Source organism: Flavobacterium sp. FlaQc-30 (assembly GCF_044005885.1).
In the GTDB taxonomy this organism is placed as follows: Bacteria; Bacteroidota; Bacteroidia; order Flavobacteriales; family Flavobacteriaceae; genus Flavobacterium.
The window spans coordinates 179,904-201,250 of the sequence record NZ_JBIPCO010000008.1; the positions used below are offsets into that span (position 1 = coordinate 179,904).

The 21,347-nt window shown below is 32.0% G+C and carries 19 protein-coding genes; 16 read left to right on the forward strand and 3 right to left on the reverse strand.

Features of this window, described 5'->3' with window-relative positions:
* Positions 1-51 precede the first annotated feature (51 nt).
* The 4 genes from ACHRV0_RS17730 (at position 52) to ACHRV0_RS17745 (ending at position 4,610) form a co-directional block, all read left to right on the forward strand.
* Positions 52-2,079: a hypothetical protein gene (locus ACHRV0_RS17730; RefSeq protein ID WP_395441833.1), complete on the forward strand. Its 2,028-nt coding sequence runs from the start codon at positions 52-54 to the stop codon at positions 2,077-2,079.
* 29 nt (positions 2,080-2,108) lie between these two features.
* Positions 2,109-2,669 (forward strand): TPM domain-containing protein, encoded by a 561-nt coding sequence (locus tag ACHRV0_RS17735; protein WP_395441834.1) that lies wholly within the window; start codon positions 2,109-2,111, stop codon positions 2,667-2,669.
* A gap of 3 nt (positions 2,670-2,672) precedes the next feature.
* Positions 2,673-3,569, forward strand: coding sequence for a LysR family transcriptional regulator (locus tag ACHRV0_RS17740; RefSeq protein ID WP_089055471.1), 897 nt, complete (start codon positions 2,673-2,675; stop codon positions 3,567-3,569).
* Between the two features lie 75 nt (positions 3,570-3,644).
* Complete coding sequence (locus ACHRV0_RS17745) at positions 3,645-4,610, forward strand: YeiH family protein (protein ID WP_395441835.1); 966 nt, start codon at positions 3,645-3,647, stop codon at positions 4,608-4,610.
* Positions 4,611-4,615: 5 nt separating this feature from the next.
* On the opposite strand, the gene ACHRV0_RS17750 is transcribed toward ACHRV0_RS17745, so the two are convergent.
* The gene (locus ACHRV0_RS17750) at positions 4,616-5,419 is read right to left on the reverse strand and encodes a hypothetical protein (RefSeq protein ID WP_395441836.1); all 804 of its coding nucleotides are present in this window, start codon (positions 5,417-5,419) and stop codon (positions 4,616-4,618) included.
* 322 nt (positions 5,420-5,741) lie between these two features.
* Here ACHRV0_RS17750 and ACHRV0_RS17755 point away from each other — a divergent pair, with 322 nt between their 5' ends.
* Positions 5,742-6,740 carry a zinc dependent phospholipase C family protein gene (locus ACHRV0_RS17755; protein ID WP_395441837.1) on the forward strand — a complete coding sequence of 333 codons (999 nt, stop codon included), beginning with the start codon at positions 5,742-5,744 and terminating at the stop codon, positions 6,738-6,740.
* 125 nt (positions 6,741-6,865) lie between these two features.
* Here the strand turns inward: ACHRV0_RS17755 and ACHRV0_RS17760 are convergent, their stop codons facing one another.
* Positions 6,866-8,956, reverse strand: a complete 2,091-nt coding sequence (locus ACHRV0_RS17760) for an LTA synthase family protein (protein ID WP_395441838.1) — start codon at positions 8,954-8,956, stop codon at positions 6,866-6,868.
* A 195-nt stretch (positions 8,957-9,151) separates the two neighbouring features.
* On the opposite strand from ACHRV0_RS17760, the gene ACHRV0_RS17765 reads away from it, so the two are divergent.
* Both ACHRV0_RS17765 and ACHRV0_RS17770 read left to right on the forward strand, forming a co-directional pair.
* Positions 9,152-9,817: a response regulator transcription factor gene (locus ACHRV0_RS17765; RefSeq protein WP_395441839.1), complete on the forward strand. Its 666-nt coding sequence runs from the start codon at positions 9,152-9,154 to the stop codon at positions 9,815-9,817.
* Positions 9,818-11,215 carry a sensor histidine kinase gene (locus ACHRV0_RS17770; protein ID WP_395441840.1) on the forward strand — a complete coding sequence of 466 codons (1,398 nt, stop codon included), beginning with the start codon at positions 9,818-9,820 and terminating at the stop codon, positions 11,213-11,215.
* A gap of 99 nt (positions 11,216-11,314) precedes the next feature.
* Here the strand turns inward: ACHRV0_RS17770 and ACHRV0_RS17775 are convergent, their stop codons facing one another.
* Entirely contained in the window at positions 11,315-11,440 is a 126-nt protein-coding gene (locus ACHRV0_RS17775) for a hypothetical protein (RefSeq protein WP_256371701.1), read from the reverse strand.
* Positions 11,441-11,527: 87 nt separating this feature from the next.
* Here ACHRV0_RS17775 and hisG point away from each other — a divergent pair, with 87 nt between their 5' ends.
* The 9 genes from hisG (at position 11,528) to ACHRV0_RS17820 (ending at position 21,254) form a co-directional block, all read left to right on the forward strand.
* Positions 11,528-12,385, forward strand: a complete 858-nt coding sequence (gene hisG / locus ACHRV0_RS17780; protein ID WP_089059469.1) for an ATP phosphoribosyltransferase — start codon at positions 11,528-11,530, stop codon at positions 12,383-12,385.
* A gap of 109 nt (positions 12,386-12,494) precedes the next feature.
* Positions 12,495-13,778 carry a histidinol dehydrogenase gene (hisD, locus tag ACHRV0_RS17785; protein WP_395441841.1) on the forward strand — a complete coding sequence of 428 codons (1,284 nt, stop codon included), beginning with the start codon at positions 12,495-12,497 and terminating at the stop codon, positions 13,776-13,778.
* Between the two features lie 84 nt (positions 13,779-13,862).
* Complete coding sequence (hisC, locus tag ACHRV0_RS17790; protein WP_395441842.1) at positions 13,863-14,912, forward strand: histidinol-phosphate transaminase; 1,050 nt, start codon at positions 13,863-13,865, stop codon at positions 14,910-14,912.
* Between the two features lie 167 nt (positions 14,913-15,079).
* Positions 15,080-16,216, forward strand: coding sequence for a bifunctional histidinol-phosphatase/imidazoleglycerol-phosphate dehydratase HisB (gene hisB / locus ACHRV0_RS17795; RefSeq protein WP_395441843.1), 1,137 nt, complete (start codon positions 15,080-15,082; stop codon positions 16,214-16,216).
* Positions 16,217-16,319: 103 nt separating this feature from the next.
* Positions 16,320-16,910 (forward strand): imidazole glycerol phosphate synthase subunit HisH, encoded by a 591-nt coding sequence (gene hisH, locus ACHRV0_RS17800; RefSeq protein ID WP_395441844.1) that lies wholly within the window; start codon positions 16,320-16,322, stop codon positions 16,908-16,910.
* 107 nt (positions 16,911-17,017) lie between these two features.
* Positions 17,018-17,743: a 1-(5-phosphoribosyl)-5-[(5-phosphoribosylamino)methylideneamino]imidazole-4-carboxamide isomerase gene (gene hisA, locus ACHRV0_RS17805; RefSeq protein WP_395441845.1), complete on the forward strand. Its 726-nt coding sequence runs from the start codon at positions 17,018-17,020 to the stop codon at positions 17,741-17,743.
* Positions 17,744-17,824: 81 nt separating this feature from the next.
* A complete protein-coding gene (gene hisF, locus ACHRV0_RS17810; protein ID WP_089055997.1) occupies positions 17,825-18,580 on the forward strand; it encodes an imidazole glycerol phosphate synthase subunit HisF in 756 nt (251 codons plus the stop codon).
* Between the two features lie 44 nt (positions 18,581-18,624).
* Positions 18,625-19,221: a bifunctional phosphoribosyl-AMP cyclohydrolase/phosphoribosyl-ATP diphosphatase HisIE gene (gene hisIE, locus ACHRV0_RS17815; RefSeq protein WP_395441846.1), complete on the forward strand. Its 597-nt coding sequence runs from the start codon at positions 18,625-18,627 to the stop codon at positions 19,219-19,221.
* Between the two features lie 377 nt (positions 19,222-19,598).
* The gene (locus ACHRV0_RS17820) at positions 19,599-21,254 is read left to right on the forward strand and encodes a M1 family metallopeptidase (RefSeq protein ID WP_395441847.1); all 1,656 of its coding nucleotides are present in this window, start codon (positions 19,599-19,601) and stop codon (positions 21,252-21,254) included.
* Positions 21,255-21,347 lie beyond the last annotated feature (93 nt).

The window sequence follows — 21,347 nt, forward strand, 5'->3', positions numbered from 1 at the left end:
TAATTTTTTTAATTTGATCACTAAAAACTGATTACTGAATACTAGATATATATGACTACAAACACGATTTTATTATTATTGCTTTCTTTAGTAATAGCGGGTGGGTTATCGTATTTTCAATATTTTTTTAAAGCCAAAAACAAATCGAATCTGATTTGGTTTTTGGCTTTTTTACGTTTTCTAGCCATTTTTGGATTATTGGTGTTACTTATAAACCCTGTAATTTCAAAAAGTTCGCTGGAAATTACCAAAACACCTTTGGCAATTGCTGTCGATAATTCAAGTTCAATAACCGCATTAAAAGCAGACAAAAAAGCAGTTGGATTATATCAAAAGTTAATTTCAAATCCTGCTTTAAAGGAAAAATTTGATATTCAATCCTATCAATTTGATGCCGATTTTAAGACTTCTGATAAATTTGACTTCAAAGGCAAACAAACCAATTTAGACGAAGCAGCAAAGAATTTAAAAAGCATCAATAAAAATCTGATTTTCCCAACCGTAATTATTACTGACGGAAATCAAACTACAGGAAACGATTACGTATACCGATTTGATCCTGTCAATAAAGTTTATCCTTTGGTTGTGGGAGATACAACCACTTTTCTTGATTTAAAAATAAATCAGTTAAACGTAAATAAATACGCATTTCATAAAAATAAATTTCCTGTAGAAGTTTTTCTTCAGTATGCAGGCGATAAATCTACAACTGCCGATTTTACAATTTCGCAGGGAAATACCGTTGTCGCAAAAGAGAAAGTTTCTTTCTCACCATCCAGAAAAACAGCAGCATTAAATTTACTTTTACCAGCCGATAAAGTAGGACTTCAAATATTTAAAGCCAGTATTTCGTCAACCGCAAAAGAAAAGAACAGCTATAATAATATCAAGAACTTTGCAGTAGAAGTAATCGATCAAAAATCGACAATAGCAATTGTGTCAGCCATAAACCATCCAGATATTGCTGCTTTAAAACGCTCAATCGAAGTTAATGCACAACGCAAAGTAATTTTAGTTAAACCAAATGATATCAGCCAGCTGCAAGAAGCATCAGTTTTAGTTTTATACCAGCCAACATCAGCTTTCAAAGCTGTTTTTGACAATAATAAACAAGCTGGAAGAAACACATTTATCATAACAGGAAACAACACCGATTTTAATTTTCTAAACCAGCAGCAAAATAATTTGGTTTTTAAAATGAGCGGACAAATTGAAGATTATTTATCTGAATTTCAGTCACAGTTCAATTTATTTGCGGTTGATAATATTGGTTTCGAGAATTTCCCGCCATTGCAAAATTTATTCGGAACAATTTCAACAAATGGAAATGTGTCTGTTTTGCTTTCTTCAAAAATTAGAAACGTTTCTACAAATGCTCCTTTGTTGGCTTTTGCCGAAAATCAAGGAAAAAGAACAGCTTTTCTTTTAGGTGAAAACAGCTGGAAATGGCGTTTACAAAGTCATATAGACAATCAGTCGTTTGAAAAGTATGATGTATTTATAGATAAAATAATTCAGTATTTAGCAACATCAACATCAAAGAAATCATTAGTTGTAACACATGAAAGTTTTTATAATTCGGGTGAAGAAATTATAATTAATGCACAGTATTTTAATAAAAACTATGAGTTTGACGAAAAAGCAAGATTAACAATCACTGTTACAAATGCCGAAACCAAACAAGTAAAAAACTACGATTTATTAAAAGGAAACAATTCTTTCTCCGTAAACTTAGAAGGATTAACCGTAGGAAAGTATAATTTTACAGTAAAAGAGTTAAATTCAAATACATCTTATTCAAGTCATTTTGAAATTTTAGATTTTGACATCGAAAAACAGTTCGTAAACCCTGACGTTACAAAACTGAAACAATTAGCATTGCAAACCAACGGAAAAGCGTTCTTTGAAGATCAAGCCGATGATTTGATCCAAGAGCTTTTAGAAAGTAAAGAATACAAATCGATTGAAAAAAATGTTTCTACAAAAACTCCAATAATTGACTGGGTTTGGTTATTGGTCTTAATTGCTGCTTTATTGACCACGGAATGGTTTGTTAGGAAATATAATGGGTTGTTGTAGTTTGTCTATAAATTGACTAATTTTTAATAATGAAAGAAGTAATTTTTACTATTTTATTTTTTATTGCGATTTCTGCAACCGGTCAAACTTTTGAGAAAGAGCAAAATGATTCGTTAAAAGATAAAGCGATTACAACATTTCGAGAAATTTATTGGAATAATTTGCCAAGCCCCCAAGGCTGGATTAATGATTATGAAAGAATTTTTTCTGATGATGAAGAAAAGAAGTTAGACAATATAATTTCAAGTTTTGAAAGGGAAACATCTATTGAAATTGCAATTGTAACCATTGATACTGTTAAGACTTCTAGTGACAAGTTTGAAGCGCTATCACTTCATATTGCTAAAACTTGGGGTATTGGAAAGAAAGGAAAAGACAACGGAATTTTGATTGGACTGTCAAAAGGATATAGAAAAATCAGAATAGAACTTGGAAATGGAATAGCAAAAGTGCTTACAGAACAAGAAACAAAAGAAATCATTGATCATGATTTTATTCCAGAATTCAAAAAAGGAAATTACTACCAAGGAATTGTTAATGGAATTACGAAGCTGATGGAAGTTTTAAGAACAAGAATTAAAAGGGAATAAATTATGGATTTCAGGCTAAAAGTATTCTACACCGTTGCGCTCCGCCTTAATTTTACTAAAGCGGCAACAGAGCTATACATTACACAGCCTGCCGTTTCTAAGCACATTCAAGAACTCGAGGAAACCTATAAAACAAAGCTTTTTGAACGAAACGGTTCTAAAATTGCTTTAACTCCAGCTGGAGAAATTCTACTAAAACATGCAAAAGAGATCTTTGAAATTTATCGCGAGATCGATTTTGAAATGAGTTCTTTTATTAACGAACGCCAAGGTTTATTGCGATTAGGAGCAAGTACAACAATTTCGCAATATATTATTTCTCCAGTTTTAGCGCATTTTCATCAAAAGCAAAAAGACATAAAAGTTAATTTGTTAAACGGAAATACAGAACAAATCGAAAATGCTTTAATAAACAAAGAAATTGAAATTGGAATTGTCGAAGGGCAGTCAAAAAATCAATCCATAAAGTATATTCCGTTTTTAAAGGACGAATTGGTTTTGGTATGCAATAGTAATAATCCGTTTGTGAAAAAAAATGAGATTTCTGTAAGTGATTTAAAATCAATGAAATTCATAACGCGCGAACGTGGATCAGGAACACTTGAAGTTATAGAATATGCATTGAAAAAAGCAGGTTTGAAATTTTCAGATTTACAAATCGAAATGCAGTTAGGAAGTACAGAAAGTATTAAATCGTATTTATTAAATTCAGACTGTTTTGCTTTTATGTCTATTCATGCAGTAAGTAAAGAGTTGAAAAATAAAGAATTAATGGTTTTGGATGTGGAAGAATTATCTGTAGATAGGTACTTTTATATCATCACATTGTTAGGTAAATCTGATTCGTTATCAGAGCTTTTTATCCAAAATATGTCAAATCATTATAACTTAAAGTTATAGTCGATTGTAATTTGCGATTGGGAGTTTCGTGTAAAAGGATAGAACTTCGCAGAATAAATTTTTAATTATTCTATTTTGAAAACAAAAGAACATACAGCCTCACAATTATTCGAAGTTAATCGTTACTTACAACAAGCCATTTTTGCAGCTGTTATCTTTTTATGCTTATTTTCGATCATTTCACCACCAATTGCTTTGCTGTTTGGAGTTGTAATTGTAAACATCTTTGGTAATCCATTTGTAGAATTCAATAATAAAGCAATCACTTTTTTATTACAGTTCTCTGTTATTGGTTTAGGATTCGGGATGAATGCATCAAGTGCCATTTCGGCTGGAAAAGAAGGCTTCTTACTAACTATATTCTCCATATTCAGTACTTTAATTCTAGGAACTTTTTTAGGAAAATGGTTAAAAACCGATAAAAAAACATCTCACTTAATATCGTGTGGAACTGCAATTTGTGGAGGAAGTGCTATAGCAGCAATTTCACCAGTAATAAAATCAAACGAAAACCAAACCTCAATAGCTTTAGGAGTAATATTTATATTAAATTCAATCGCCTTATTCGTTTTTCCATTTATTGGTCATCAGCTTGATTTATCGCAAAAAGATTTCGGATTATGGTGTGCAATTGCTATTCATGATACCAGTTCTGTAGTTGGCGCAGCAAATAAATATGGAGCCGAAGCTTTGCAAATCGCTACAACTGTAAAATTAGCAAGAGCACTATGGATTATTCCAATTTCAATTTTAACAGCGGCAATTTTTAAAAGTAAAAATTCAAAGATTAAAATTCCTTATTTCATAGGTTTGTTTATTGTCGCTATGCTTTTAAATAGTTATGTCCCTGCAACAGCAGTAATTGCGCCGCATATTGTAAATATTGCAAAAATTGGATTAACGATAACCTTGTTTTTAATAGGAGCAACATTGAATATGAAAACCTTAAAATCAGTAGGAGTAAAGCCTTTACTGCAAGGCGTATTTTTATGGGTTTTTATAGCTGTTTTAGGTTTAGTATCAATTCTTTATCTCGGTTAAAACGATTATTTCACATTTGAGAATTTGACAGTTGGTTTGCCTGTAATTTTATACCATTTTCCAGAAAAAGAAAGTCTTTTTTCAATTACGAAATTAAATTGTTTTTTAGTTTTAGCCAGTTCAATAATTTCTGATGGTAAATCTACATCGTAATCATCTTCTGTACCTTTTGCTTTTTTGTAAAAACCAGTCGTAGTAATGGCAAAATCTCTAAAAAACTTTTTCGTACCATCGTTGATTACTTTATACGAACTAGACCATTCAGAATTTCCACCATTATTAAATAAAGAATAATAGCCCAATTCCATTAAAGGCTGGTATTTACCATCAAAACCACCAATAAGATATAAATAACCATTGTAAGGAGCACCTGCACCGCCGTTTGCATGTTCTATAGTAAACGCATATTGATCTTCGCCAATTTCGACAAGTTTTGGTGTGGGTGCTCTCGAAAATGCACCAAATGCCGCAATAGCAGGCTGAAAAGATTTCATTTCCCAAACTGTTCCATTTTTAGCAAATTTGGCAACACCAATTAATCCGCCAGAGAAGCGGCCAGTTTGTGCACCATCGGCATCATAAAAAGAATGGTTAAAAGTCAATAATTTGAATTGATTACCTTTCGAATCAGAATAATCTATATTGCTCAGAAGTCTCGTCGCAACACCATCTTTATACGGAAATAGCTGATCTCCTTCAACACCATTTGCATCAATAAAAGGCTGCGGTTTACAGTTGTTACATTTCCAGCTTACAAAAGTATTATGATCTGATAAATTGTATAATTTACCTGGAAATAATTTTTGCATTGTTTTTACAGGATCAAGCGAACCAGATATTTTAAGTACTCTTTTTGTATTTAGAATAGTATCGCTGACATTTTTTAATTGTATATCAGTTTCTTGGGCTAAACAAAGTGAACTAAAAAAGAGAGCGAAATTTAGAATAAAGAGGCGCATATTTGTAAGATTTAATACCGAAACAAACAAACAAGAAAAATTCTCACTATTTTATATTTACCATACTTATATGGTTTAAAAAAGGTTAGAGGTTAAATTAAAAGAATCTTAAAAGCGATTCTTTTAAATTATCTTTAAATAAGGTAAATTTGTCTCTCAAATAAAAACAAAAATGAAAAACTTCAAAATGAGACCAAGATTAATTGCTTTTTTTGCATTAATCATAGGTTTTTTTACTTTATCATGGGGAATTGTAGGCCATGAAAGAATTAATAAAGCTGCTGTAATGGCTTTACCAAAACCACTTCAGGTTTTCTTTTACAATCACATCGATTTTATTACTCAAGAAGCATCTGTTCCGGATATTCGTAAATATGCTTTAAATTACAAAGACGAGAATCCTAGACATTATTTTGATATGGAAAACTTTGGTGCTGCTGATAGTATTCCAAAAACTTTAGAAGAAGCAAAGAAAAAATACGATAGTAAGTTTCTGAACAATAACGGAATTTTACCTTGGTATATCGAGGATATGATGGCTAAGCTAACCAAAGCTTTTAAAGATAAAAATAGAGCAGAAATTTTATTTCTTGCTGCAGATTTAGGTCATTATATTGGTGATGCGCATATGCCATTACATACTTCGGCAAATCATGACGGACAATTGAGCGATCAAAAAGGAATTCATTCTCTTTGGGAAAGCAGACTTCCTGAATTATTTGCTAAAAATTACAAGCTAAATGTTCCTGAAGCTCAATATTATGCTGATGTTCACAAAGCAACTTGGGATATGATAAACGATACGCACACTTTAGTGAAACCGTTATTAGACATCGACAAGAAGTTAAGAACTGCTACTCCAGAAAATCAAGTTTTTAAAATGGATACAGATGGAAAAGTATTAAAAAGCAAATATAATACACCAGTTTTCTCTGATGAGTATGCGAAAAAACTTCACCAAGATTTAAACGGAATGGTTGAAACTCAAATGAAAAAAGCGATTACTGCAACAGCAAGTTTTTGGTATACAGCTTGGGTAAATGCTGGAAAACCAGATTTGAGCGATTTAGATTCGCCAGCTGTTACACAAAGAAATCATCAAGCTTTACAAGATGATTTAAAATTGTTTCAAAAAGGAGATTTATTCGGAATGAAAAATCAAAACGACTAGAACTTTTTGTTAGAAGTTTCACTTGAAAACATAACAGTAATAAAGGAAAGCCTCAATTTCATTTGAAATTGAGGCTTTCCTTTATAAATAGAATTTGGAATTTTTTATTGAACTTTTAAAAGAAATTATTTCTGATATTTCTTTTCCTTCAATACGTACGAAGCCGATTGATAGTAAGAAATCGTTTCGTTTACCAAACTTAGTTTTTCAGTTTTTAACGGAATTTCGTCATAATCAACTTGAAATTCTGGAGCGACTCCTGTCTTCGAATTTATTTTCAGTGAAAACTGTTTAACTTGCTGTTTAGGAGATAAAACAGTTAACACATCATCTTTTATTAAACCTAAATCTTGGTAAGTCGCAATAAAAGCCCTTGGTTTGTAATTATCTTTAAAAACATCCTGTCCAAAGAATTTACTTTTATAATCAAAATGTAATAAGCCGAATAATGTTGGCATAATGTCTATTTGCGACATTAGTTTATTGAATTTTTGAGGTTTGCCATTTGGAGTGTAGATAATTGCCGGAATTCGGTATTTATCCAAAGGCAGTTCTGTTTTTCCTGCACTCGAAGCACAATGATCCGCCACAATTACAAAAACAGTATTATTAAACCAAGGCTGTTTGCGAGCCATTTCAAAAAATCGCCTTAAGGCATAATCAGTATATTTTACACCTCCGTCACGAGATTTTATATCGCCTGGAATATCAATTTTATTATTAGGATATGTAAAAGGTCTGTGGTTGCTCACCGTCATAATATGATTAAAGAATGGTTTATTTTCTTTGGCTTCGGCTGTCATTATTTTTACCGCTTTTTTATACATATCTTCATCACATACTCCCCAAACATTAGAAAATGTGATTTCTTCTGGTGAGAAACTTGATTTGTCTATAATTTGATAATCATTTCCAGAATAAAAATCTCTCATATTATCAAAGAAAGCATCACCGCCATACATAAACTTCACATTGTATCCTTTTTGTTTAAAAAGTGCACCAGTCGAGAATTTATTTTTATTATCCTCTCTTTTTACCACACTTTCTCCAGCAGTTGGCGGCAGGCATAAAGTTACCGCTTCAAGACCACGAACAGTTCTATTTCCTGCAGCATACAAATTGGTAAACTGAAGACTTTTTTGTGACAAACTGTCTAAAAAAGGAGTAATATTTTGCGAGTTTCCATAAGCTTTCATGAAATCAGCACTTAAACTTTCGATTGTAATTAAAACGACATTTTTGCGTATTTCAGCAGAGTCACTTTTTATTTCGTGAGTCGTATCTTCTGGAGAAGAAATAGGCAATTCCTCTTTTAGAATTGCAAAAGCTTTGTCGTGCGGAATTGTTTTGTAAAACTTGAAATAGTCAAGTTTACTGTTTTGAAAAGCCAGATAGAATTTATAGATACCGTTTGATTGTAATTCATTAACAAAAACATTCTTTGAGTTTTCTGTTTTAGATAAAGTTGGAACAGCTATTAAAGAAATCAGAAATAAACTCCAATATACACCTGAGATTTGTAGTTTCTCTTTTAAAGTTGGAATTTCATAAATGTAGTTTTTGGTTTTTTTCAGGATATAATAAGTTATCGTTCCTGTTACCAAGAATAAAGCTGAAAAGATTGGAACTACAGGATAAGACTGCATAATGTTTCCAATTACTTCGTTTGTGTAAATTAAATAATTAACAGCTATAAAGTTGTATTTTACACCAAATTCATTCCAAAAAAAGTACTCGCTTAAACCATTTTGAAGAATTAATAAAACGTAAAGAAAAATTACAAAGGCAAAAAGCCAGAATCTAATTTTGTCTCTCCATTTAGGAAGAAAAAGCATAAGCGCAAATAGAACCGTTTTGATTCCCACAAAAATTAGAACTATTTTAGGTAAAGCACCTCCGTATTGATCAAAAACACTTTTTCCTGAAGCAACATACAAAAAAGCAGCAGTAAAAACACCTAGAATAATATATCCCGAAGGCTTGTTGTATTTTGAATTTGAAATAAAAATTAGATATAGCCAAAGAAAAAAACTAGCAACTGTAAAAACGAAAAAATCAGAAATTAATCCTAGGCAAAAGATTTTTAAACTTTCAAGAAATGAAAATGAAGTTTGAGTAATAGGATGAAAAAACAGAACAATTCGCAGTAGTAAACTGATAATGAAATAGAACAATGCCAAATGATAAAATGGGGTAAGCTTTTTGTAAAATGTCATGATGTAGTATTTTGGGCAAAATTAAGGTTGATAAATTAATAATAGATGAAGTTATACTTTTACCTTACTTAGTGTTAACTTAATGTTTTCTTAAGATTATGCTTGCAGGTTATTCTAATGAGTTTTAATGTTTTGAGAAATTTAAAATTTTTATCTTTGACTGGTCCAAAAGTAAAAAATTTAATAAAAAAACATATGCATATTTTAATCGTGGAAGATGAGTTAGGTATCGTTCAGTTTTTGCAGCAAGGACTGCAAGAAGAAGGGTATAAGGTTACTACAGCAAATGACGGTTCTAAAGGCTTTGAATTAACGCAGGAGCAAAAGTTTGATTTGATTTTATTAGATTGGATGCTGCCTAAAATTAATGGTTTAGATTTATGCAAGGCAATTAGAATTAAAGATCAAATAACGCCAATTATTTTTTTGACTGCTAAAGATACCGTACAAGAAACGATTGAAGGTTTAAAAGCTGGTGCAAATGATTATATTAAAAAACCTTTTAGTTTTGAAGAATTAGTAGAACGTATAAAAGTTCATTTTAGAAATAGAAAAGGAACGGAAGTTCTTTCGTTAGGTACAATTAAAATGGATTTATCAAAACATATAGTTTTGAAAAGCGACGAAGAAATTGCATTAACACAAAGAGAATTTGAATTGCTTACCTATTTAATTAAAAATAAAGGAAAAGTTTGTACTCGAAATCAGATTTTGAAAGATGTTTGGGAAATTAATTTTGAATATGATACAGGTGTAATTGATGTTTTTATGAATGCCATTCGTAAAAAATTAAAGCTAAAAATAGAAGAAGATTACATAAAAACAATTCGCGGTATTGGTTATATCGCTAACGACTTATAAATGGTACAGCTTTCTTTTAAAAATAGAATTGCATTAAATTATATTATTACTACAGGTTTATTGATTGTGGCCGTTTTTTCGGTTATTTATTCTATCGTAAAACACACCGTTTACAGTCATATTGATGAAAAAATAAAAGTTGAAATTCAAAATCATTTAGACGAAATAAAAGTCGTGAACGGCAAAGTAATTTTAATCGATGCCGAAGAATGGCAGGAACGCGAGCATAATACTGTAGACGTGAATCCTGTTTTTGTACAGTTTTTAGATTTGAAAAAAAGAGTGATCGAAAAAGCCCCCAACTTAAAAACAGAAACACTTCAATTTAAAGACTCAGTAGAAGATTACGAATTGTTTGATACCATGATGGGAGATCATGCAATTAGACAAATTCAAGTTTCGCTTCACGTTAATAATAAAAAAATAGGATACGTTATTGTCGCAATGTCGCTGGCCGACTCAAAAATGGTGCTTAATAATTTGTTCGAAATTATGAGTTTGTCGTTTTTAGGAATTCTGCTGCTGCTGTTTTTTATTGCCCGTTTTTTTGCAGGACGTAGCATAAAACCAATAAATGCAATTATAAATACATCGCGAATTATTACCAAAGACAATTTAAAAACACGTATTCCGCTGCCCAAAACGCGGGACGAATTATACACGCTTTCAAAAACCATAAACAATTTGTTAAATAGGATTGAAGATGCAATTGAACGCGAAAAGCAATTTACTTCAGATGCTTCTCACGAATTAAGAACGCCTCTTACAGTTATTAAAGGTACGCTTGAAGTTCTTATTCGTAAACCTCGTGATAATAAAGAATATGAAGAAAAAATTAATTATTGTATTCGAGAAGTAGATCATTTAAATTTACTAGTAGATCAGTTGTTGTTAATGGCTAGATTTGAAAATCAAAAGCAAGATGTTAATACAGAATTAGTATACTTAAATGCGATAATTTTAGATGTTCTGACTTTGAATTCTGAGAAAATTAAGAGCAAGCATATCAATATTAAATTTGAAGCAGAAAAAGATTATTATGTTCAGTCTGATAATTTTCTGGTCATTACGATTTTGAGAAATATTATTTCAAATGCAATTAAATATACAGAGAGTAAAGGCGAAGTTTCTATTTTATTATTCAAACAAAATGGAAAAACAAGCTGTAAAATTTCTGATAACGGAATTGGTATTGCCAAAGAAGATTTGGAGAACATTTTTAATCCATTTTTTAGATCTAAATCAACAGAACATCCCGAAATTAAAGGGACTGGATTAGGATTGTCTATTGTAAAAAGAATTACAGATTTGCTGGATATAAAATTCAAGATGGATAGTAAAATTGATGTTGGAACATCAGTTATTTTAGTTTTTAACGAAGAGGAGAAAACGTTATAGTAGATTGAAAGAATGCAATGAAAATAAGGCTTGAGCTTTTTTTTAACAATAAACTATCGTTAAGTTATATTAAAAATTGCTTTTTTATGAAATTAACTATTATATTTGCAAACGAATCAAAGAATTATAAAACAAACCAAACAATGATTTCAAATCAATTACATCATCATCATTTTCATTATTGCTCTCAAGCGATGTGTTAATGGTATGTGTGTAAATCATCATATTTTAAAACCCGTTTGAGTACATCAAACGGGTTTTTTTATACCAATTCTTTGTACTCAAACTATTAATTCAAAAAAAAACTAAAAAATGAGTACTTTAAAAATTGCAATTCAAAAATCAGGTCGTTTAAACGAAGACAGCATTCAAATCCTAAAAGACTGCGGTATTTCAATAAACAACGGAATCGACCAGTTAAAAGCCGAAGCTTCTAATTTTCCTCTGGAAGTTTTATACCTTCGAAATTCAGATATTCCGCAGTATTTAATTGATGGAGTAGTTGATTTAGCAATTGTTGGCGACAATCTTTTGGTCGAAAAAGGCAAAGAAATTGAAGTTGTACAACGACTAGGATTTTCAAAATGTAAAGTTTCTGTAGCAGTTCCTAAAACCTTCGAATACAATTCGGTTCAAGATTTGGCAGGATTACGAATCGCAACCTCTTATCCAAACACAGTTAACGAATATTTTAATTCTTTTGGAGTAACAGTAGATATTCACCAAATTTCAGGTTCTGTAGAAATTGCTCCAAACATTGGTCTTGCCGATGCTATTGTTGACATTGTTTCAAGCGGAAGTACTTTATTCAAAAACAACTTAAAAGAAGTAGAAGTTATTTTGAAAAGTGAAGCAGTTTTAGCCGTTTCACCAAAAGTTTCACCAGAGATTCAAAAACACATCGATACCTTAAAATTCAGAATACAATCAGTTTTAAGAGCTAGAAATTCAAAATACATCTTGATGAACGTTCCAAACGAAAAAATTGATGAAATAGGAAAAATTTTGCCAGTTTTAAGAAGTTTAACCGTTTTGCCATTAGCACAGGAAGGTTGGAGCAGTGTACACTCCGTAATTGATAAAGATACTTTTTGGGATGTAATTGATAAACTGAAAGATGCAGGTGCCGAAGGAATTTTGGTTTGCCCAATCGAAAAAATGGTTCTTTAAATGCGCTTCGCGCACTTTAGGCAATAAGCTTTAAGCTTTACGCCAGAAAAAAATAGACAAAGTTAATAAAGCCTAAAGCCTACAGCTTAAAGCTTAAAGCCATAGAAGAATGAATAAAATAGACAATCCAAAACAAGATACTTGGTCTGAAATATTAAGAAGACCAACTCAAACTATTGATGATATTGAGGTTACAGTAAAAGAAATTTTTAAAGAAGTACAGAAAAAAGGTGATGAAGCCGTGGCAAAATACACTTCAATTTTTGATGGGATTTCTTTAAATAATTACGAAGTTTCAACAGCAGAAATAAAAGAAGCAATTGCTTTAATTCCAAATGAATTAAAAGAAGCTATTCAGCTTGCAAAAGACAATATTTATAAATTTCACAGTGCTCAGAAAACAGATCGAGTTGAAATTGAAACAATTGAAGGCGTAAACTGCTGGCAGGAGAAAAGACCAATTCAAAAAATAGGATTGTATATTCCAGGCGGAACAGCTCCTTTATTCTCAACCGTTTTAATGCTTGCTGTTCCTGCTGAAATTGCAGGTTGTAAAGAAATCGTGTTGTGTTCTCCACCAGATAAAACAGGAAAAATAAACCCAGCGATTTTGTATGCTGCAAATTTATGCGGTGTGACTAAAATTTTGAAAGTCGGCGGAATTCAGGCAATTGCAGGAATGACTTTTGGCACACAGTCAATTCCTAAAGTATATAAAATTTTCGGACCAGGAAATCAGTTTGTGACCGTGGCAAAACAATTAGCAACCCAGTTTGGTGTTGCAATCGATATGCCGGCTGGGCCATCAGAATTATTAATAGTTGCTGATGATACTGCAGTTCCAGCATTTGTAGCTTCAGATTTGTTGTCGCAGGCAGAACACGGAACAGATAGTCAGGTAATTTTAGTTTCAACTTCTAAAAGATTAATTGACGCAGTAGAAAAGGAAATTCAATCTCAGGTAGAAGTACTTCCAAGAAAAGCCATCGCAATAAAAGCAATCGAAAATTCAAAATTGATTTATGTCGAAAATGATCAAATTGCTTTAGATTTAATCAACGAATATGGCCCTGAACACTTCATTATCTGCTCACAATATGATGATTTTTATTGTAACGGAATTATAAATGCGGGATCTGTTTTTATTGGAAATTATACGCCAGAAAGTGCGGGAGATTATGCTTCAGGAACAAATCACACGCTTCCTACCAACGGTTATGCAAAAAACTACAGCGGTGTAAATCTAGATAGTTTTACAAAATCAATGACATTTCAGAAAATATCTGAAAAAGGAATTCAAAACATTGGTAAAGCGATCGAAACTATGGCTGAAGCCGAAGGTTTACAAGCGCATAAAAATGCCGTTACGTTAAGATTGAAGAGTTTAAAGTAAAAGACAAAGGAAGAAGAAAGAGTAATGAAGTAAGATTTTACAAAGTCTTTCATCTTGGTTTTTACTTCTTAAAAAGACAAAACAATGAGTACTTTCGATATAAATACAATAACACGTGAAAACGTAAAATCGTTAAAACCATATTCTTCTGCGAGAGATGAGTTTGAAGATTTTGATACAGCCGAAATGATCTTTTTGGATGCTAACGAAAATCCATTTCAAAATGGTGTAAATCGTTATCCAGATCCACAGCAAAATTCAGTTAAAGCAATTTTAGCAAAAAACAATAACGTAAAACAAAGTCAAATTTTGCTAGGAAACGGAAGTGACGAAGTTTTAGATTTACTTTTTAGAGCTTTCTGCGAACCCAAAAAAGACAATATTATTTCGTTACCGCCAACATACGGAATGTATGGTGTTTTGGCAAATATCAATGCAGTAGAAAATAGAGAAATTTTACTTTCTACTGATTTCCAGCCGCAAGTTGAAAAGATTTTAGAAGCAGTTGACAACAATACAAAAATTATCTTTTTATGTTCGCCAAACAATCCAACCGGAAATTCATTTTCAGATGAAAGTGTTGTAAAACTACTGCAAAATTTTAATGGATTAGTTGTTATTGATGAAGCTTATATCGACTTTTCGGATAAAGAAAGCTGGCTTGCAGAAATTGACGAATATCCAAATTTAGTTATTACACAAACACTTTCAAAAGCCTACGGTCTGGCGGGAATTCGTTTAGGAATCTGTTATGGTTCTGAAGCTGTTATTTCTGTTTTAAATAAAATTAAACCGCCTTACAACGTAAACGAATTAACACAGCAAAGAGCGAAAGAACGTTTAAAAGACGCTGAAAAGATTAAACAAGAAATAACCTCTATTATAAAGCAAAGAAAGGAGTTACTTAAGGTTTTACTTGAGGTTAATTTTGTTGAAAAAGTATATCCTACAGAAGCAAATTTTGTTCTAGTAAAAGTAGATAATGCGAATAAAAGATACGATCAATTAATAGAAAAAGGAATCGTAATTCGTAATAGAACTACACAGCCTTTATGCGAAAATTGTCTTCGTTTTACTATTGGAACAGAAGAGGAAAATGCTGTTTTAATTAAAGAATTGAAATTATTAAGCTAAAAAATATAGCCACAGATTATAAGGATTAGAATGATTTCTTTCTGTACGTGATTATTCGCCACGAATTTCACAAATTAACACGAATTGAATTAGTGAAAATTTGTGTAATTAGTGGCAAAAGAAAAATCATTTTAATCTGTGTAATCTGTGGCAGAAAAAAATAAATTATGAAAAAAGTACTTTTTATCGATCGTGATGGAACGATTGTTTTAGAACCAGAAAATTTACAATTAGACAGCTTGGATAAACTAGAATTTTATCCAAAAGCATTTCAATATTTGGCTAAAATAGCTAATGAATTAGATTATGAATTGGCAATGGTAACGAATCAGGACGGATTAGGAACGGATAGTTTTCCTGAAGATACGTTCTGGCCAACGCAGAATTTCATTTTGAGAGCTTTTGAAAATGAAGGCGTTTTGTTTGATGAAATTTTTGTTGATAGATCTTTTCCTGAAGAAAATGCGCCAACTCGCAAGCCTAGAACAGGAATGCTGACTAAATATTTAAATAATCCTGAATATGATTTAGAAAATTCTTTTGTTTTGGGTGATCGTTTAACCGATGTTGAATTGGCGAAAAACCTTGGAGCAAAAGCCATTTTTATGAATGATACTGATGGAGCGGGAAGCAATGAAATTTCATCAAAACGTGAAGAGCTAAACGAAACAATTGTTTTGCAAACGATGGATTGGAAGAAAATCTATGAGTTTTTGAAACTTGAAGCGCGCTCAGCGTCGATTACTCGTAAAACCAATGAAACTGATATTTATATCAATTTAAATCTTGACGGAACAGGAAAAAGTAAAATAGACACTGGAATCGCATTTTTTGATCATATGTTAGATCAAATCTCACGTCACGGTCAAATGGATTTGGAAATCCTTGTAAAAGGTGATCTCGAAGTCGATGAACACCACACAATCGAAGATACAGCGATTGCACTTGGAGAAGTTTTTGCAAAAGCATTAGGAAATAAATTAGGAATTGAGCGCTACGGATTCTGCTTACCAATGGATGATTGTTTAGCGCAGGCTGCAATTGATTTTGGAGGAAGAAATTGGCTGATTTGGGAAACGGAATTTAAACGTGAAATGGTAGGTAAAATGCCAACCGAAATGTTTTATCATTTCTTTAAATCGTTTACAGACGGCGCAAAAGCGAACTTAAATATCAAAGCAGAAGGAATTAATGAGCATCATAAAATTGAAGCCATTTTTAAAGCTTTCGCAAAAGCCATAAAAGTAGCCGTAAAAAGAGATACCGAAAAAATGATTTTGCCTTCGACGAAAGGAATGCTTTAAATTAGTCGAAAGTTGAAAGTCATAAAGTCGAAAGTTTTCCAAAATAAGGAGTATTAAAATCGGCTTTAAGACTTTAGACTTTAGACTTTAAGACTAAACTTAAATGAAAATAGTAATTATAAATTACGGAGCAGGAAATATTCAGAGCATCATGTTTGCTATTGAAAGATTGGGTTTTAAAGCTGTTTTGAGTGATAATCCGAATGAAATTTCGTCAGCAGATAAAGTGATTTTTCCTGGTGTGGGCGAGGCGAGTTCAGCGATGGTTAAACTTCGCGAAAGCGGTTTGAATAGTTTGATTCCGCAATTGAAACAACCGGTTTTAGGAATTTGTCTGGGAATGCAGTTAATGTGCAATAAAACAGAAGAAGGAAATACAGAAGGTTTAGGAATTTTTGATGTTGATGTCGTAAAATTTTCCAACAATGTAAAAGTGCCGCAAATGGGGTGGAATCAGATTTATGATTTAAAAACCGATTTGTTTAAAGGAATTTCTGAAAATGAATTTATGTATTTGGTACACAGTTTTTATGCGCCAAATTGTGCAGAATCGATTGCTACGACAAATTATGATGTAGAGTACGCATCGGCTTTGCAAAAAGATAATTTCTACGGAACTCAATTTCATCCAGAAAAAAGCGGTGATGTTGGGGAAAAGATCTTGGGTAATTTTTTAAAAATTCCAATTTCTTAAATCCAAAAATTTCAATTTGAAATATCAAAAATCAATAACAATCAAAATATCAATTTCAATTTTTAGAATCTAAAATCTAAAATCGTTAATCTACAATCTAAAATCAAATGAGAATAATACCAGCCATAGATATCATTGAAGGAAAATGTGTTCGTTTGTCCAAAGGTGATTATGATACCAAAATAATTTACAATGAAAATCCGCTTGAAGTAGCAAAATCATTTGAAGCGCACGGAATCGAATATTTGCATTTAGTAGATCTTGATGGTGCAAAATCAAGTAAAATTGTCAATTATAAGATATTAGAACAAATTGCATTGCAAACGAGCCTAAAAATTGATTTTGGAGGCGGATTAAAGTCAGATGATGATTTGAGAATTGCTTTCGAAAGCGGTGCAAATCAAATAACTGGCGGAAGTATTGCAGTAAAAAATAGAACTATTTTTGAAAAATGGATTTCAGAATACGGTTCAGAAAAAATCATTTTAGGTGCTGATGCAAAAGATGAAAAAATTGCAGTTTCAGGATGGTTAGAAGATTCTGATGAAGATTTGATTCCGTTTATACAAGATTATCAAACGAAAGGAATTCAATATGTTATTTGCACCGATATTGCTAAAGACGGAATGCTTCAAGGGCCAAGTTTTGATTTGTACAGTAAAATTTTAGCGGAAGCAAATGGCGTAAAACTAATCGCTTCTGGTGGAATTTCAACTTTTGATGAATTGCCTAAATTAGCTGAATTAGGTTGTGAAGGAACCATTATTGGAAAAGCAATTTACGAAGGAAGAATTACTTTGAAACAACTGGAGAATTTCATAATTAGAAAATGAGATAATTAGTCAATTAGATAATTCTTTGCGTAGTGCTGAAATTATCTAATTATCTAATTCTCAAATTGACACATTAAAGATATGTTAGCAAAAAGAATCATACCTTGTTTAGATATAAAAAACGGAAGAACCGTAAAAGGTGTTAATTTCGTTGACTTGCGCGATGCGGGAGATCCAGTCGAACTGGCTGAAATTTACTCGGCTGAAGGTGCTGATGAATTGGTTTTTTTGGATATTTCTGCGACTGAGGAACGACGTAAAACACTGGTGAATATGGTGCGAAGTGTAGCGGAGAAAATCAATATTCCGTTTACTGTCGGCGGTGGGATTTCGTCAGTTGAAGATGTAGAAATCCTTTTAAATAATGGTGCTGATAAAGTTTCGATTAATTCATCGGCAGTAAAAAATCCACAGCTCATTAATGATTTGGCTCAGAAATTTGGCAGTCAATGTGTTGTAGTTGCTATAGATGCTAAACAAATTGACGGACAATGGATTGTACATTTAGTTGGCGGAAAAGTGCCAACAGAATTAAATCTATTCGATTGGGCTGTTGAAGTTGCAGAACGCGGAGCAGGAGAAATATTATTCACGTCAATGGATAATGATGGAACGAAAAATGGTTTTGCAAACGAAGCTTTGGCTAAACTTTCAGAATTAGTAAATATTCCAATTATTGCTTCTGGCGGAGCAGGAAATATACAGCATTTTGTAGATTCTTTCAAAGTTGGAAAAGCTGATGCGGCATTAGCTGCAAGTGTTTTTCACTTCAAAGAGATCGAAATCAAAACGTTAAAACAAGAATTAAAAAATAACAATATAGAAGTCAGACTTTAGTTTTAACTTTAAGACTTTCGACTTTACAATCTTAGACTACAATTATGGAAATCGATATCAAAAGTGCACACGGATTAATTCCAGCGATAATTCAGGATTCAGAAACAAAAAATGTTTTGATGCTGGGTTATATGAACGAAGAATCGCTTCAAAAGACAATAGAAACTCAAAAAGTAACTTTTTTCAGCCGTTCAAAACAAAGACTTTGGACAAAAGGTGAGGAGAGCGGTAATTTTTTGAACCTAGTAAGTATTAAAAATGATTGTGACGGTGACACACTTTTAATTCAGGCAAAACCCGTTGGACCAACTTGTCATACAGGAGCAGATACTTGCTGGCAAGAACCAAATGAAGCAAATTATGGTTTTATTTCTCAGTTAGAAAATACAATCAAAACTCGTAGAGAGAATGCTGATTCTGAGAAAAGTTATGTTGCTTCGTTGTTTGAAAAAGGAATCAATAAAATTGCTCAAAAAGTAGGTGAGGAAGCTGTGGAAGTGGTTATAGAAGCAAAAGACGACAATGATGATTTATTTCTAAGCGAAAGCGCTGATTTACTTTTTCATTATCTAATTTTATTGCAGGCAAAAGGTTTTCAGCTGAATGATGTTATTGAGGTTTTGAAGAAACGTCAGAAGTAAGATTTGATTTTTGTCATTTCGACCGAAGGGAGAAATCACACTCGAATGTAGACAAAGATTAGATATGCTTTGCAGAGTTTCTTGTGTGATTTCTCCCTTCGGTCGAAATGACAAACTAACAATTATACTTAATTAAAGATTAACTAAGTCTCATTCCACAAACTCAAAAACAGCAAATTCCTGTGGCTGATGAAAGCTATTCAGTATTGTTGCCATAATCGATAAAACTAAATGGCTAAAGTAAATAAGAATAATGAATTTTAACACTAAATCGGGCTAATAGAAATTATAAAATCATGAAAAAATTGATTTGAATGTTTACATTTGTTGAAGATTAAGATGGTTTAACCGCCTAATTCGTCATAAAATTATAAATAATGAAAAAAATCTTTAGCGGCGTTTTTATCGCCTTTTTAATTGGTTTTACTGCCAATGCGCAAGGACTTTTGAAGAAGTCTGAAACGGTTTTTACACATCAGGATACTTTACGCGGAAGTATTACAAAAGAGAGAGCTTGGTGGGATTTAAAATACTATCATTTGGATGTGAAAATAAATCCAAAGGAAAAAACAATTACGGGTTCAAATACTGTTCGTTACACCGTATTATCAGAGTATAATAAGATGCAGATTGATTTGCAGGAACCAATGCAGATTTATAAAGTTACTCAGGGCGGAAAAGATTTGAAATTTAAACGCGATGGAAACGCTTTTTTTATTGATTTAATAGAAAAACAAAAGATTGGTGAAGTAAAGGAAATTGTGATTTCATTTGGCGGAAAACCTAGAGAAGCAGTTAATGCTCCTTGGGATGGAGGGATCAGCTGGAAAAAAGATAAAAATGGAAAAGACTTTATAGCATCATCTTGTCAAGGATTGGGCGCAAGTGTTTGGTGGCCAAATAAAGATCATATGTACGATGAAGTTGAGAATATGCTGATCAGTATGAATGTTCCAGGAGATTTGACTGGCGTTTCAAATGGAAGACTTCAAAGCGTTAAGAAACAGAAAGATGGAACTAAAACTTTTATCTGGTATGTTTCAAATCCTATAAATAATTATGGCGTAAATATAAATGTTGCAGATTATGTTAATTTCTCTGAGAAATTTAAAGGCGAAAAAGGAGATTTAGATTGCAGTTATTATGTTTTAAGAGATAATTTGGCTCTTGCTAAAGAGCATTTTAAAGATGCGCCGCGAATGCTGAAAGCCTTTGAAAACTGGTTTGGTCCATATCCGTTTTATGAAGACAGCTACAAATTGGTTGAAGTTCCTTATTTAGGAATGGAGCACCAAAGTAGTATAACTTATGGTAATGATTATAAAATGGGATATAGAGGAAAAGATTTAAGCGGTACAGGGTGGGGCTTAAAGTTTGACTTTATTATTATTCATGAATCAGGACATGAGTGGTTTGCAAATAATATTACTTATAAAGATATTGCTGATATGTGGGTGCACGAGAGTTTTACCAACTATTCTGAAAGTTTATTTATTGAATATTATTATGGAAAAGATGCTGCCGCAGAGTATGTAATTGGATGTAGAAGAAACATTCAAAACGACAAACCTATTATTGGGCATTATGATGTAAACAATGAAGGTTCAGGCGATATGTATCCAAAAGGTGCAAATATGCTGCATATGATTCGTCAGGTTATTAATGACGATGCAAAATGGAAATCGATTTTAAGAGGCATGAATAAAACTTTTTATCATCAAACAGTTACAGGTAAGCAAATTCAGGAGTATATTAATGAAAAGTCAGGAATTAATTTCAACAGAGTTTTTGCGCAATATCTAACGACAACTCAGATTCCAGTGTTTGAATATATGTTTAAAAATGGAACTTTCGGATATCACTGGACAAACTGTGTAGCTAATTTTGATATGCCGGTAAGAGTGAAATTAAATGGTGTTGAAACTTGGTTGAAGCCTACCACAGAATGGAAATCAGAAAAAACAGCAAATGAAAATAGAACTATTGAAGTAGATAAAGATTTTTATGTAACGAGTTCTAATATTATAGAATAGAATTCAAAAGCTTTCAATTTTTTAAATCCCAAATTTCAACAATTGAAATTTGGGATTTTTTATGTTTTATAGGTATAGTGTGTCATTTCGACG